Below are 12,875 nucleotides of genomic sequence, written 5' to 3'. Positions count from 1 at the left end.
CGGTCCAGGCGGGGGGAGCGGGGCCCGCACGGCGGTGGGCCGCCCGAGGTGTCCTCGGACGGCCCACCGGTTCGCGCCCGTGTCGTCAGATCCGAGACCACTTCTGGTTGGCGGCGCCGAGGCAGTCCCACAGGTGCAGCTTGCCGCCGTTGTTCGGGTTGGCCTCCCGTACGTCCACGCACTTGTTGGCGTTGAGGTTGACCAGGTCGCCGGCGGCGTTGAGGGTGAAGCGTTGCGCGGTGTTGCCGTTGCAGCTGACCAGGTTGACCTCGGTGCCGTTCGCGGTGCCGGCCCAGGCCGGGTCCATGCACTTGCCCATCGCGCGGACGGTCCCGTCGGAGGCGAAGGTCCAGCTCTGGGCCGCCGTGGTGTTGCAGTCCCAGATCTGGAGCTTGGCGCCCTCCACCGGGTTGGCGCCGGGGATGTCGATGCAGCGGCCACTCTGCGCGCCCCGGATCCGGCTGGTGCCGGGAGCCGGGTCGCCCCCGCCGGAGGTGTAGCTGGACACCCGGACGTAGTCGACGAGCATCTGCTGGGGGAATTGGGTCGAGCCGTCCGGGTAGCCGGGCCAGTTACCACCGACCGCCACGTTGAGGATCATGAAGAAGGGGTGGTCGAACACCCAGCGGCTGCCGCCGAGGCGTGCCGGGTCGACCCGGTGGTACTGCACTCCGTCGACGTACCAGGTGATCACGTTCGGCTCCCAGTCCACCCGGTAGGTGTGGAAGGCGTCGGCGAGCGGCGCGCCGAGCGTGCGGCTGCCCGTGATGCCACCGCCGCCGGAGTAGCCGGGCCCGTGCACGGTGCCGTAGACGGTGTTGGGCTCCCGGCCGATGTTCTCCATGATGTCGATCTCGCCCGCGTCGGGCCACCCGCCGCCGGTGCCGAGCATCCAGAAGGCCGGCCAGATGCCCTGACCGCGCGGGATCTTGATCCGGGCCTCGAAGCGCCCGTACGTCTGGGTGAAGGTGGCCGCCGTCAGCAACCGCGCCGACGTGTACTCACAGCGCCCGTAGTGGCACTGGTAGTTGGCGGGGTTGTCCCGGCGGGCGGTGATGACGAGGTTGCCCTGGCCGTCGTGCACGGCGTTGCTCGTGCTGTTCGTGTAGTACTGCCGCTCGTTGTTGCCCCATCCGCCGCCGCCGATGTCGAACCGCCACTTGTTCTGGTCGACGGGCGTACCGGCCGGGGAGTTGAACTCGTCCTGCCAGCTGATCGGGCCGATGGCGGCCTCGGCCCGGTCGGGGTGCGCCGGGACGACGAGCGCCGTCGTGGTCGCGACGAGGGCGACCGCCAGGAGTACGAGGGGACGGAAGCGGAGGCTGGGCCGGGCTGTGAACACGGGAGGCTCCTCAGCGTGGGGGTGGTGAAGGGGGTCTACCAGGATAGAGAGCGCTCTCTAAAGCGAAGCATGTCGATATCGTGTCTTTCTGTCAAGAGTGTTTCCAATATTACGACCGTCCGTTACCGCCCGATGCGAACGAGTGAGCGAGTGTCGGCCACCGGGGCCGAGTCGGCCGGTACCTCCGAGATGGACGGCGCTGGTCCGTCCAAGGGCTCGGCGTGCCCATCGACGGAGTTCGGCCGGGGGCGGCGGGTTACTCGATAGCGGTCGAATCGACCCTTCCTATTGCCGTGGGGCGTCCACGCGGGACAGGATGGCGAGGCGTGCTGGAAACGTTCCCGTAACCTGCGCGCTGCTGGTCTCTGTCACAAGGAAGTGGGAGTCAGTCATGAGCGAGGCGTCGACGGCGCTGGGTGTGCGCCTCTACCCGGATCTGGTCGAGCGGGGTGGCCTGGCCCTCGCGCTCATCGAAACCGCCACCCACCACGGGCTCGACGTCGGCCGGGTGACCGCTCCGGAGCAGGGGCGGGCCCGCTTCACCTGCGCCGAACTGCACTCCGACGAGGGTGTGGTGTGCGTCAAGCTGGGCTCGCAGGCCCGATACTTCATGATCGATCTTCGCGTCTCGGGGGAGGTTCTCGCCCGCGGTGACGTGATGGACCTGCTGAAGGTCGCCCAGGTGGCTGCGGCCTGGCGGGCCGGTCTGACCGTCGCCGAGCTGACCGCCCGGTTCCCGTTCATGGAGGAGATCACGCACCGCCCATCGCCGGTTGCCCAGGTCAGCTAGCGCGGGCCGGTCAGCAGCGCAGCCGAGGTGGCAGGGGTGACTCGGCACCGACCTCGCGGTTGAGGTAGGTCGACTGCGCGAAGGCGACGAACAGTTCCGCGTCGGTCGCCGTGGAGGCCAGTCCGAACGAGACACGAACGGCGCCACCCGTGGGCAGACGCAGCGCGGCGAGGTACTCATCGATCGTGCCGACCCGCGCCAACAGCCGCTGTCGTGTCGACGTCCGGCTGATGCCGAACGCGCCCTCGCCCGCGCCGGGGTTGCAGAAACAGCCGGTACGCAGGGAGAAGCCGGCCGCCGCGGCCTCCCGTGCGACGAGCCGTTCGTCGACGAGCGTGCCGTCCGGGTGACGGAGGTTGAACGTCACCGTGCCACCACGCCCCGCACCCGTTGTCGGCCCGTACACCTCCACCAGGGGTCCACCGCTGTCGTGCCGCAGGGTGGCCAGCCGCCCCAGCAGCCATTCGGTGAGGAGGCCGACCCGGGAGCGCACGACGTCCACGCCGATCGAGTCGAGCCAGCGCAGCCCGAACTCCACGTCGGGGATGCTCAGGAAGTTGAGCGTGCCGTCCTCGAACGCCGACTCGTCGTCCATCGGCCGGTGCCAGTCGCCCTGCACGCTGACCGCGCGAATGGTGCCGCCGGCGAACCACGGCCGGCGCAACCGGGCCAGCGCCGTGCGGCGGGCCAGCAGCGCGCCGACCCCGGTCGGGTAGCCGAAGAGCTTGTACCAGCTCAGGCAGACGAAGTCCGGCCTGACGACGCTGAGGTCCAGCCGGTTCGTCGGAGCGAAGGCGGCGGCGTCGAGCAGCACGTCGTAGCCCCGCTTGTGGGCCAGCTCCACCCAGTCGAGCGGGTGCTGCACCCCGGAGAAGTTGCTCTGGGCCGGATAGGCGAACAGCCCCCGACGACCCGACCGAACCCACCGACGGGTCAGGCCGCCCCGTCCGGCGTCGAGCGCCGCGACCAGCTCCGACTCGGCGACCCGCAGCTCCGGCCCGCTCAGCGGCACGTAGCGCACGGTGGCGCCGGCCGACCTGGCGTACTCGCGGATGCCGTTCACCGAGTTGTGGTTGTCCCAGGTCAGGACCAGCGGGGCGGCCCGGCCGAACTCGTACGCCTCGCCGATGAGCCGGCAGGCGCCGCTGGCGTTCGGAGTGAAGACGACCGTGTACTCGGCCGGGTCGGCGCGGAAGAAGTCGAGCACCGCGCGCCGCGCCGACTCCACAAGCGAACCCGCCGCCACACTCGTCGGGTTCTCCGAGTGCGGGTTGCTGTACAGGCCGGCGAGCAGCCGGTCGTGGTGGGCGCGCACCTGGGCCTGGGCCGCCACACCGGCCCCGGCGTAGTCGAGGTACACCTGCCCGTCGGTGTCCAGGTGCCGGTACTCGGTGGCGCGCAGCTCGTCGATGCGGCCGGTGGCGGCGTACCCCGGCAACGTCGTGGGGGAGGCGTGCACGCCCGGCTCAGGACGCACGGCGGGGATCCCGTCGGAGCAGGACCGCCCAGGCCGCACCCAGGAAGAGCAGCACGAACCCGCCGAGGACCAGCCAGTCGACCCACACCGGCCGGGAGAGGCTGTCGCCGTACGTGGCAAGCAGCGGCGGGCCGAGCGGGGAGCCGCCGTCGCGCCAGAGTCGCTCCACCCCGGCGGTGTGCCCCAACCCCTCGAACGCCCACCGGTTCGACATCGCGTAGCTCAGCCACTGCCCGCCGACCGCCATGGCCGGCACCGGCAGGATCGCCCCGACGAACAGCACCTGGGGAAAGCACAGCATCGGCAGCATGAGCGTCGCCTGGGCAGCGTCGGAGACGGCCGCCGAGCACAGCAGACCGAGGGCGAGCGCCGCCGCCGAGGAGAGCAGCAGGGTCGCGTACAGGGCGGCGAAGTCGCTTCCGCCGACCGGCGGCAGCCGGTCCATGCCGCGCAGCACCCCGAGCAGGGCCAGGTCCACCAGGGCCAGCAGCGGCAGGAGCACCGCCACCTTCGCCATCAGGTACGGGGACAGCCGGACCCCGGCCAGCCGCTCCCGGCGGAGGACCGGCAGCTCGGTGCAGATCTGGAGGAGCCCGTAGGTCAACCCGAAGAAGAAGCCGCCGAACGCGATCCAGAACAGGATCATCACGGTCACCGTCGGGCTGGGGCTGGTCGGCGCGAACGCCCCCGGACGGAACAGCAGCGCGAACATGCCGAGCACCATCAGCGGGGAGCCGAGCAGGATCGCCAGGGTCAGCCGGTTGCGCACGACGATCTCCGAGTTGCGCGCGGTGAGGACCGCCCACTGGCGCAGCCGGCCGACCCGTCGAGGCGGCGCGACGAGGCCGCCGTCGTCGGTCGGGCGGGTCGGCTGCTCGGTCGTACGCTGCTCGGTCGTACGCTGCTCGGTCGTACGCTGCTCGGTCGTACGCTGCTCGCTCGTACGTTGCGCGGCGAAGCGGTCGGGCCACTCGGTGGGTTGCGTCACCTCGTCGAGCCGCAGGTGCACCTCGACGAGGGACCGCAGGCCGAAGAACTCCCGGGCGGTGGCCGGGGTGCCGGTGAACGCCAGGCGGCCCTCACGGGTCAGCACGACGATCCGGTCGCAGTGGTCCACGTCGGTGACCTGGTGGGTGGTCAGCACGACCGTCGCTCCCGTGTCGGCGAGCGCGCGGAGCACCCGGAGCAGTTCCACGGCGATTGCCGGGTCCAACCCGGAGGTGGGTTCGTCGAGGAAGAACACACCGGGCCGGGTGAGCAACTCGACGGCGATGCTGGCGCGCTTGCGTTCACCACCGCTGAGCAGCCCGACAGGCGTGGCGGCCCGGTCGGTGAGTCGCAGTTCGGCGAGCACCTCGGCGACCCGGTCACCGATCTCGGTCGCCCCGGTGGTGGAGGGGAGGCGCAGCCGGGCGGCGTACCGCAGGGTGCGGGCCAGGGGTAGCTCGCGGTGGATGATGTCGTCCTGGGGAACGACGCCGATCGCGCCGGCCCCGGTGGCGCCGTCGTACGTCACGGTGCCCGTCGTGGGTCGCTGTATCCCGGCGAGGACCTCCAACAGGGTGGTCTTGCCGGCGCCACTCGCACCGATGATCGCGACCAACTCGCCCGGCACGATGCTCAGGGAGATGTCGGCCAGGATCTGGCGACCGCTCCGGACGCTCCGGGTGATCCCCTGAGCGGCGATGCCGACGCCGGCACGCGGGGGAGACGTGGTCTGCTCGGTCGTCATGTCGAGTGCTCGATCCGGTCGGGAAGTGGTCCGCCTGCACATCGTGCCTCGCCGATGTTACTGAGCGACCGCGCAGTACGCCCGGAGTGGACGGTCAGCGACCGTCGCCCGTTCAGTCAGTGGTGCTCCGCGCCTGCGCCGGCACCTGGAGGAGATCCAGGCAGTTGCGCCACAGCGTCTCCAACTGGGTCGGGTCGTTGAGCAGCTTCGCGAGCAGGACCCGCCCTTCGATCTGGGCGACGATCGATCGGGCGGCCTCCCGGGTGTCCACCGACGGGCCGGCCAGGCCGCGCTCCTTCGCCTGCGCGACGACCTGCTCGATGAGGCTGATCTGCTCCTCGAAGATCTCCTGGAGTCGACCGCGGATCTCCTCGGCCCGGTTGCTGAGTTCGAGGGCGAGGTTGCCGAACAGGCAGCCCGCGACCACTCCGGCCTTCTGCTTGCCGACGCGCTGGACCTCCTCGGTGGCCTCGAACAGGTCGCGGAGCCGCTGGAGCGGGTCGCGCTCGCTGCCGAGCACCTGCTCCCACTGGCGGCGCTGGGTGACCCAGTGCTCGTCGATGACGGTGCGGGCGAGCGCCTGCTTGGACTCGAAGAAGTAGTAGAAGCTGCCCTTCGGCACGCCGGCCGCCGCGCAGATCTCGGCGACGCCGAGAGCCGTGTAGCCGCGCTGCTCGATCAGCGCGGCGGCCGCGTCGAGGATCTTGTTCTTCGCGTCACTGGTCCGTCCCATGCTTTGACGATACACGACCAGTCGTCTAGCTTTTAGTAGACCAGTCGTCTAGGGAAGGTGGTTTCCTCATGAACAGCGCTCAGGGACAGAAGGTCGTTGTGATCACCGGCGCCTCGCAGGGCATCGGCGCCGGCCTCGTGGAGGCTTACCGCAAGCTCGGGTACGGCGTCGTGGCGACCTCACGTTCGATCGGTGCCTCCGACGACCCGGAGATCGTCACCGTTCGGGGCGACATCGCCGAGGCCGACACGGCCGAACGGGTGGTGCGTGCCGCTCTGGACCACTTCGGGCGGATCGACACCCTGGTGAACAACGCCGGCGTCTTCGTCGCCAAGCCGTTCACCGACTACACCGACGAGGACTACGACCAGGTCACCGGGATCAACCTCGCCGGCTTCTTCCACCTCACCCGGCGCGTCATGCCGCACCTGCTGGCCAGCGGCGCCGGTCACATCGTCAGCATCACGACCAGCTTCGTCGACCAGCCCAACTCGAACGTCCCGTCGGTGCTCGCTTCGCTGACCAAGGGCGGTCTCAGCTCGGCGACGAAGTCGCTGGCCATCGAGTACGCGGGTCGCGGTGTACGGGTCAACGCCGTCGCGCCGGGCGTCATCAAGACCCCGATGCACCCGGTCGAGACGCACCAGACGCTTGCGGGTCTGCACCCGGTGGGCCGGATGGGCGAGACCAGCGACGTCGTCGACGCCGTCGTCTACCTCGAGTCCGCCCCGTTCGTCACCGGCGAGATCCTGCACGTCGACGGCGGCCAGAACGCCGGTCACTGACTCCGGCCAGACCGAGAAGGAGCGACCATGCCGATTGTGAACATCCAGATCACCCGCGAGGGCAGCACCCCGGGCGCGACCGCGGCGACCGCCGAGGAGAAGGCCGCCATCATCAAGGGGGTGAGTGAGCTGCTGCGCGACGTCCTCAACAAGCCGTTGACGTCGACCTTCGTGGTGATCGACGAGGTCGAGACCGAGAACTGGGGTCGCGGTGGCCTCCCGGTCGAACAGTTCCGCAAGCAACAGGCGCACCAGTAGGACCGGATGTCCGCCAGCCTGGCGGAACGTCCACCTCGATGGCGAGGATCCTGCCCGGCGACGGCCGGTGAGACATCCCGCGCGACGGCTTCGCGCGCCGGTGGATCACCGGCCGCCGCCACCCGGCGGAACTGATCATGCTGTGCGACCGTTGACCCGTGATCAGCACGTGGTTGGTCACCCGGAAGGAGACCGACTCATGGATCTGCCCGAGGACCTGCTCACGCTGCTGCGCGAGCCGAGCACCTGTTTCGTCACGACGCTGATGCCTGACGGCTCACCACAGCTCACCCAGACCTGGGTGGACACCGACGGCACGCACATCCTGATCAACACGGTGGAGACCCACCAGAAGACCCGGAACGTCCGGCGAGACCCCCGAGTTGCGGTGGCGGTCTCCGACCCGCAGAAGCCGGGCCGCTACCACGAGGTCCGGGGGCGGGTCGTGCGCACCAGCACCGAGGGCGCCGCGGAGCACATCGACCGGCTGGCCCAGCGCTACCTCGGTGGGCCGTACCCGTGGTTCGGCGGCCGTGACCAGATTCGGATCATCCTGACCATCGAGCCTGACCGGGTGCGGGCGATGGGCTGACGGCGTCAGGCGGCTGCCGCCACCTCGCTGAAGAACTGCCGCAGCGCGTCGGCCACCAGGGTCGGCACGGCGATCGCGGACCACCTGGTGATGTCCGTGCTGTCCTGGGGGACTGCCTCGAGCTGGTGCAACCAGCCGACCGCCGAGCGGCGCGCCTCGACCGGGTCAGGCACCCGACGACCGGCGGCCATCGCGTTGACGATCTCAGCCGGAACCCGCGACACGTCGTTCAGGGCCGCCGCCATCGCGGCGGGGTCGACGCGTTCGAAGGCGGCACGGTACCTGTCGATACACATCGCCCCGGGACGGGCATGAACGGCCCGCCCGGGGGAAGACCGGCCGTTCCGCCGCCGAACAGGAGAGCCGGGATGAGAGCCGTCGTGTACGCGGGCGTCCGGACTGTCGACGTGCGGGAGGTGCCCGACGCGACGATCGAGGCGGAGACCGACGTGCTCGTTCGGATCACCTCCACCGCCCTGTGCGGCACCGACCTGCACATGTACGACGGGCGAACCAGCGCCGAGCCCGGTCTGGTGCTCGGTCACGAACCGCTGGGTGTGGTGCAGGAGGTGGGCGCCGCCGTGCAGACCGTCCGGCCGGGCACCCGGGTGGTGATCCCCACGCACCTGTTCTGCGGCACGTGTGTGATGTGCGCTCGCGGGCTCTCGGCGGCCTGTCTGCGAGCCCGCGCCGAAGGGCCGGGTGCGGCATACGGGTACGCCGGCATGGGCCCGTACCGCGGGGCGCAGGCCGACCTGCTGCGCGTGCCGTGGGCCGACGCCAACTGCGTACCCCTGCCGGGCGAGCCGGGGGACACGTACGAGGACGACTTCGTGCTGCTCGCCGACGCGTTCGTCACCGGATGGCACGCTGCCGCCACCCTCGCCGAGGTCGAGCCCGGCGACACCGTGGCGGTGTTCGGCGCTGGCACCGTCGGTCTGCTCGGCGCCTACTCGGCGCTGCTGCGCGGCGCCCGGGTCGTGTACTGCGTCGACGGCGTCGACGCCCGGCTCGACAAGGCCGGCGAGATCGGCGCCGTGCCGATCGACTTCCGCCGGGGCGACCCCGTTGAGCAGATCCGCGCCGACCGGGCCCGGACCGGGCTGCCCCTCGGCGAGGAGAAGGTGGGCGGAGTCGACAAGGTCATCGACGCGGTCGGGTTCCAGGCCCGCGACCGGGAGCACCCTGACCGGGAGCGTCCGAACCAGGTCATCACCGACGCGGCCCGGCTGGTCAACGCCGCTGGCGCGATCGCGGTCGCGGGCGTGTACCCGGACCGGGACCCACACCCCGGCCCCGGTGCGGACAACCACGAGAACATCGTCGCGCCCTGGGGTGCGCTGTTCAGCAAGGGAGTCGCGGTCCGGTTCGGCCGTACCCACGACCGCCGCTACACCGTCCTGCTGCGGGATCTGGTCGTCGCGGGCCGGGCGCGGCCCAGCATGGTCGTCACCCACCACGGCACCCTCGCCGACGCCGCCGAGCTCTACCGCCGCTTCGACCGCCGGGAGGACGGGGTGATCAAGGTGGTGCTGCGCCCGTCCTGACGGCCCCTCGCCGATCTTGCGGTTTCGGTTGTCGACATGGGGTGATACGCCCCTTGTGTCGCGACAGAAAGTGCAAGATCGCGGGCAAGGGGCGTCCTGGCCCATCGATCATGGAGTTGTGGTGCCTGCTTTGTCGTTCTGTGAGTGCTTTGTCACCCGCCACAACTCCATGATCGACGAGGCGACGTGGGCGAGGCGGGGTGCACTGGTTTGCGGCGGCGCTTGAGGGAGTGCCCGCGGGGTGGCGGCGAACTTCCCGATCCGCTCTTTAGGGGACGTTGAGCGCATGTCCGTCTGCTGGTGGGGCGTCCGGCGAGACGACAGTCGTCGATTCGGCCCGCGCGTAGAGGCGTGGGTCACACCGTCGGGCGAGGGGCGTGGTGTCGTCGTGGGCGAGGTGCCGACGTTACCGTTGGGTCACGATCACTCGATGGTGGCGAGGGCGCCTGTCGTCGCGCCCGCTCGGGCTGGCGGCGGATCGTGCCTGGTGACGGGCCTCTCGGTGGTGACCGGAGCCGATCTTGGGCCCATCTTCCATTTGACAACGTTGCCACCGGCAGGCCAAGGTGCCCTGGGTGGCCATGGAGGCGGCTGTGACGGGCGAATACTGTGCTACGTCTATATTGCCGGATTGTTACTTTTTCAACAGGCCCTCGCCTTGCGGATGACCCTCCGGCCGCAATACGTTGCCGTCAACAACAAAACCAAGTGAAGGTTCAACCTTCCGGAGGCAACCGATGACGTTGGCGAGGTGGTACGAGCTATGAGCGACGTGCCGATCCTCCTTGAGATGCGCTCCATCACCAAGGAGTTCCCCGGAGTCAAGGCCCTCTCCGACGTCAACCTGGTGGTTCGCGCCGGCGAGATCCATGCCATCTGCGGCGAGAACGGTGCGGGCAAGTCCACGCTGATGAAGGTGCTCAGCGGGGTCTACCCACACGGCAGCTACGACGGCAAGATCGTTTACCAGGGGTCGGAGAGCAAGTTCTCCGACATCCGGGCCAGCGAGAACGCCGGCATCGTGATCATCCACCAGGAGCTCGCGCTCATCCCCGGGATGTCGATCGCCGAGAACATCTTCCTCGGCAACGAACCGCGCAAGCGGGGCGCGATCGACTGGAAGGCCGCGAACCGGATGGCGCTTGACCTGATGGCCCGGGTCGGTCTTGAAGAAGACCCGGACACCCTGGTCAAGGACATCGGCGTCGGCAAGCAGCAGCTGGTGGAGATCGCCAAGGCGTTCGCCAAGGACGTCAAGCTGCTCATCCTGGACGAGCCGACCGCCGCGCTGAACGAGGCCGACTCCCGGCACCTGCTGGACCTGCTGCGCGGCTTCCGCTCCCGCGGCATCACCTCGATCATGATCTCGCACAAGCTGAACGAGATCGAGGCGATCGCCGACCAGATCACCATCCTGCGCGACGGCCGGACCGTGGAGACCCTCGACGTCAAGGCGGACGGGGTCGACGAGGACCGGATCGTGCGGGGCATGGTCGGCCGTGAGCTGAGCAGCCGGTTCCCGGACCACACCCCGAAGATCGGTGACGTCTTCTTCGAGGTCCGCAACTGGAACGTCCGGCACCCGATCTCCGCCGAGCGGCAGGTCTGCAAGAACGAGAGCTTCGTGGTGCGCCGCGGCGAGATCGTGGGCTTCGCCGGTCTGATGGGCGCGGGCCGCACCGAACTCGCGATGAGCGTCTTCGGCCGCTCCTACGGGGTGTACGAGTCGGGCACGATCATCAAGGACGGCAAGGAGATCGTCCTGAAGTCGGTGGCGGACGCCATCGACAACGGGCTCGCGTACGTCAGCGAGGACCGCAAGGCGATCGGCCTCAACCTGCTCGACGACATCAAGACGTCGACGGTGGCCGCCAAGCTGTCCAAGATCCAGCACCACGGCGTCCTGAACGAGGTCGAGGAGTACCAGGCGGCCGAGGCGTACCGCAAGGAGCTGCGGACCAAGGCCCCGACCGTCGACGAGGGCGTCTCGAAGCTCTCCGGTGGCAACCAGCAGAAGGTCGTGCTGGCCAAGTGGATGTTCACCGACCCGGACCTGCTGATCCTCGACGAGCCGACCCGCGGCATCGACGTGGGTGCGAAGTACGAGATCTACGGCATCATCCAGCGGCTCGCCGACCAGGGGAAGGGCGTCGTCGTCATCTCCTCGGAGCTGCCTGAGCTGATCGGGCTCTGCGACCGCATCTACACCGTGTTCGAGGGCGCCATCACGGGCGAGATCGCCCGGGCGGACGCGAACCCGGAGACCCTCATGAAGCAGATGACCTCGACGAAGAAGTTGGCCACCCGATGAGCCGTATCAAGGACCTTCAGAAGAACCTGTTCGGAGGCACGACCTCCAACGCCCGTCAGTTCGGGATGATCTTCACCCTGGTGGCGATCGTCGTCCTGTTCCAGATCCTGACGGACGGCCTGACGCTGCGATCGGACAACCTGATCGCACTGTTCCAGCAGAACTCGTACATCCTGATCCTGGCCATCGGCATGCTCATGGTGATCGTGGCCGGGCACATCGACCTCTCGGTCGGCTCGGTCGCCGCCTTCGCGGGCATCCTGGTGGCCAAGTCGATGGCCGAGTGGTCGCTGCCCTGGCCCGTCGCCATCCTGTTCGGCCTCGCGATCGGCGCGATCATCGGCGCCTGGCAGGGCTTCTGGGTGGCGTACATCGGGGTCCCGGCGTTCATCGTGACCCTGGCCGGCATGCTGCTGTTCCGTGGTGGCAACCAGTTCATCGGTAACGCCAACACGATCCCGGTGCCGGAGGGCTTCCGGGAGATCGGCTCCGGCTTCCTGCCCGAGTTCGGTCCGAACACCGGCTACAACAACGCGACGCTGCTGCTCGGCCTGGCCGCGGCGGTGGCCGTGGTGTGGCGGGAGCTCCAGGCCCGCAAGACCCGTCGGGCGATGGATGCCGACCCGGCACCCATGTGGATCTCGATCCTGCGGATGGCCGTCATGGTCGGGGTGATCGCCTTCGCGGCGCTGCGCTTCGCCAGTGGTCGCGTCGGCACCAGCTTCCCGATCTCCGGCATCATCCTGGTGCTCCTCGTGATCGCGTACTCCTTCTACACCCGCAACACGGCCGGTGGCCGGCACATCTACGCGGTGGGCGGCAACTCCCGGGCGGCCGAGCTGTCCGGCGTGAAGCTCAAGCGGGTCAACTTCTTCGTCATGATGAACATGTCCGTCCTGGCCGCGCTGGCCGGCATGATCTTCGTGGCCCGTTCGGCGGCCTCCGGCCCGCAGGACGGCAACGGCTGGGAGTTGGACGCCATCGCCGCGGTCTTCATCGGTGGTGCGGCTGTCTCCGGTGGCATCGGCACCATCAGCGGCTCGATCGTCGGCGGTCTCGTGATGGCCGTGCTCAACAACGGCCTGCAGCTGATGGGCGTCGGCACCGACCGCGTCCAGATCATCAAGGGCCTGGTCCTACTGCTGGCGGTCGCGATCGACGTCTACAACAAGAGCCAGGGGCGCTTCTCCATCATCGGGAGCCTGATGCGGCCGTTCCGCCGCGAGGACTCCGCCCCACCCGCCTCACCGCCGGACGCGGAGCGCGAGCCCGCCAAGGCAGCGGTGTCCGGCTGACGGCCACCGAACT

At 69.3% G+C, this 12,875-nt stretch carries 12 protein-coding genes; 7 read left to right on the top strand and 5 right to left on the bottom strand.

Annotation, left to right across the window (positions count from 1 at the left end; translation table 11 throughout):
- Positions 1 to 85: 85 nt before the first annotated feature.
- A complete protein-coding gene (locus ACWER9_RS13820; protein ID WP_452302174.1) occupies positions 86 to 1,342 on the bottom strand; it encodes a family 16 glycosylhydrolase in 1,257 nt (418 codons plus the stop codon).
- Between the two features lie 391 nt (positions 1,343 to 1,733).
- On the opposite strand from ACWER9_RS13820, the gene ACWER9_RS13815 reads away from it, so the two are divergent.
- Complete coding sequence (locus ACWER9_RS13815) at positions 1,734 to 2,132, top strand: hypothetical protein (RefSeq protein ID WP_452302173.1); 399 nt, start codon at positions 1,734 to 1,736, stop codon at positions 2,130 to 2,132.
- 10 nt (positions 2,133 to 2,142) lie between these two features.
- Here ACWER9_RS13815 and ACWER9_RS13810 read toward each other — a convergent pair whose 3' ends face one another.
- The 3 genes from ACWER9_RS13810 to ACWER9_RS13800 form a co-directional block, all read right to left on the bottom strand.
- Positions 2,143 to 3,609, bottom strand: a complete 1,467-nt coding sequence (locus ACWER9_RS13810; protein ID WP_452302172.1) for an aminotransferase class V-fold PLP-dependent enzyme — start codon at positions 3,607 to 3,609, stop codon at positions 2,143 to 2,145.
- Complete coding sequence (locus ACWER9_RS13805) at positions 3,599 to 5,341, bottom strand: ATP-binding cassette domain-containing protein (RefSeq protein ID WP_452302171.1); 1,743 nt, start codon at positions 5,339 to 5,341, stop codon at positions 3,599 to 3,601. Before ACWER9_RS13805 ends, ACWER9_RS13810 begins: the two co-directional genes overlap by 11 nt.
- Before the next feature lie 112 nt (positions 5,342 to 5,453).
- On the bottom strand, positions 5,454 to 6,074 hold the full coding sequence (locus ACWER9_RS13800) for a TetR family transcriptional regulator C-terminal domain-containing protein (protein WP_452302170.1): 621 nt from the start codon (positions 6,072 to 6,074) through the stop codon (positions 5,454 to 5,456).
- A 68-nt stretch (positions 6,075 to 6,142) separates the two neighbouring features.
- On the opposite strand from ACWER9_RS13800, the gene ACWER9_RS13795 reads away from it, so the two are divergent.
- The 3 genes from ACWER9_RS13795 to ACWER9_RS13785 all read left to right on the top strand — a co-directional run bounded on the left by ACWER9_RS13795 (position 6,143) and on the right by ACWER9_RS13785 (position 7,709).
- A complete protein-coding gene (locus ACWER9_RS13795; protein WP_452302169.1) occupies positions 6,143 to 6,859 on the top strand; it encodes an SDR family NAD(P)-dependent oxidoreductase in 717 nt (238 codons plus the stop codon).
- Positions 6,860 to 6,886: 27 nt separating this feature from the next.
- A complete protein-coding gene (locus tag ACWER9_RS13790) occupies positions 6,887 to 7,117 on the top strand; it encodes a tautomerase family protein (RefSeq protein WP_452302168.1) in 231 nt (76 codons plus the stop codon).
- Between the two features lie 199 nt (positions 7,118 to 7,316).
- On the top strand, positions 7,317 to 7,709 hold the full coding sequence (locus tag ACWER9_RS13785) for a PPOX class F420-dependent oxidoreductase (protein WP_452302167.1): 393 nt from the start codon (positions 7,317 to 7,319) through the stop codon (positions 7,707 to 7,709).
- 5 nt (positions 7,710 to 7,714) lie between these two features.
- Here the strand turns inward: ACWER9_RS13785 and ACWER9_RS13780 are convergent, their stop codons facing one another.
- Positions 7,715 to 8,005 (bottom strand): hypothetical protein, encoded by a 291-nt coding sequence (locus ACWER9_RS13780; RefSeq protein WP_452302166.1) that lies wholly within the window; start codon positions 8,003 to 8,005, stop codon positions 7,715 to 7,717.
- A gap of 72 nt (positions 8,006 to 8,077) precedes the next feature.
- On the opposite strand from ACWER9_RS13780, the gene ACWER9_RS13775 reads away from it, so the two are divergent.
- From ACWER9_RS13775 to mmsB, 3 genes are all read left to right on the top strand, one after another.
- Positions 8,078 to 9,256: a glutathione-independent formaldehyde dehydrogenase gene (locus tag ACWER9_RS13775; protein WP_452302165.1), complete on the top strand. Its 1,179-nt coding sequence runs from the start codon at positions 8,078 to 8,080 to the stop codon at positions 9,254 to 9,256.
- Positions 9,257 to 10,019: 763 nt separating this feature from the next.
- The gene (mmsA, locus tag ACWER9_RS13770) at positions 10,020 to 11,567 is read left to right on the top strand and encodes a multiple monosaccharide ABC transporter ATP-binding protein (protein WP_452302164.1); all 1,548 of its coding nucleotides are present in this window, start codon (positions 10,020 to 10,022) and stop codon (positions 11,565 to 11,567) included.
- Positions 11,564 to 12,862 (top strand): multiple monosaccharide ABC transporter permease, encoded by a 1,299-nt coding sequence (gene mmsB / locus ACWER9_RS13765; protein WP_145784450.1) that lies wholly within the window; start codon positions 11,564 to 11,566, stop codon positions 12,860 to 12,862. The genes mmsA and mmsB overlap by 4 nt, the downstream gene beginning before the upstream one ends.
- Positions 12,863 to 12,875 lie beyond the last annotated feature (13 nt).

It is taken from the genome of Micromonospora sp. NPDC003944 (genome assembly GCF_053605225.1).
The sequence above is the reverse complement of the archived record's forward strand: the minus strand, read 5'-3'. Positions and strand labels throughout refer to the sequence as shown.

Bases quoted from the DNA above. Each gene is read 5' to 3' on its own strand.
- ACWER9_RS13815 (WP_452302173.1), top strand. From the start codon at position 1,734: ATGAGCGAGGCGTCGACGGCGCTGGGTGTGCGCCTCTACCCGGATCTG.
- ACWER9_RS13805 (WP_452302171.1), bottom strand. From the start codon at position 5,341: ATGACGACCGAGCAGACCACGTCTCCCCCGCGTGCCGGCGTCGGCATC.
- ACWER9_RS13800 (WP_452302170.1), bottom strand. From the start codon at position 6,074: ATGGGACGGACCAGTGACGCGAAGAACAAGATCCTCGACGCGGCCGCC.
- ACWER9_RS13795 (WP_452302169.1), top strand. From the start codon at position 6,143: ATGAACAGCGCTCAGGGACAGAAGGTCGTTGTGATCACCGGCGCCTCG.
- ACWER9_RS13790 (WP_452302168.1), top strand. From the start codon at position 6,887: ATGCCGATTGTGAACATCCAGATCACCCGCGAGGGCAGCACCCCGGGC.
- ACWER9_RS13785 (WP_452302167.1), top strand. From the start codon at position 7,317: ATGGATCTGCCCGAGGACCTGCTCACGCTGCTGCGCGAGCCGAGCACC.
- ACWER9_RS13780 (WP_452302166.1), bottom strand. From the start codon at position 8,005: ATGTGTATCGACAGGTACCGTGCCGCCTTCGAACGCGTCGACCCCGCC.
- ACWER9_RS13775 (WP_452302165.1), top strand. From the start codon at position 8,078: ATGAGAGCCGTCGTGTACGCGGGCGTCCGGACTGTCGACGTGCGGGAG.
- mmsA (WP_452302164.1), top strand. From the start codon at position 10,020: ATGAGCGACGTGCCGATCCTCCTTGAGATGCGCTCCATCACCAAGGAG.
- mmsB (WP_145784450.1), top strand. From the start codon at position 11,564: ATGAGCCGTATCAAGGACCTTCAGAAGAACCTGTTCGGAGGCACGACC.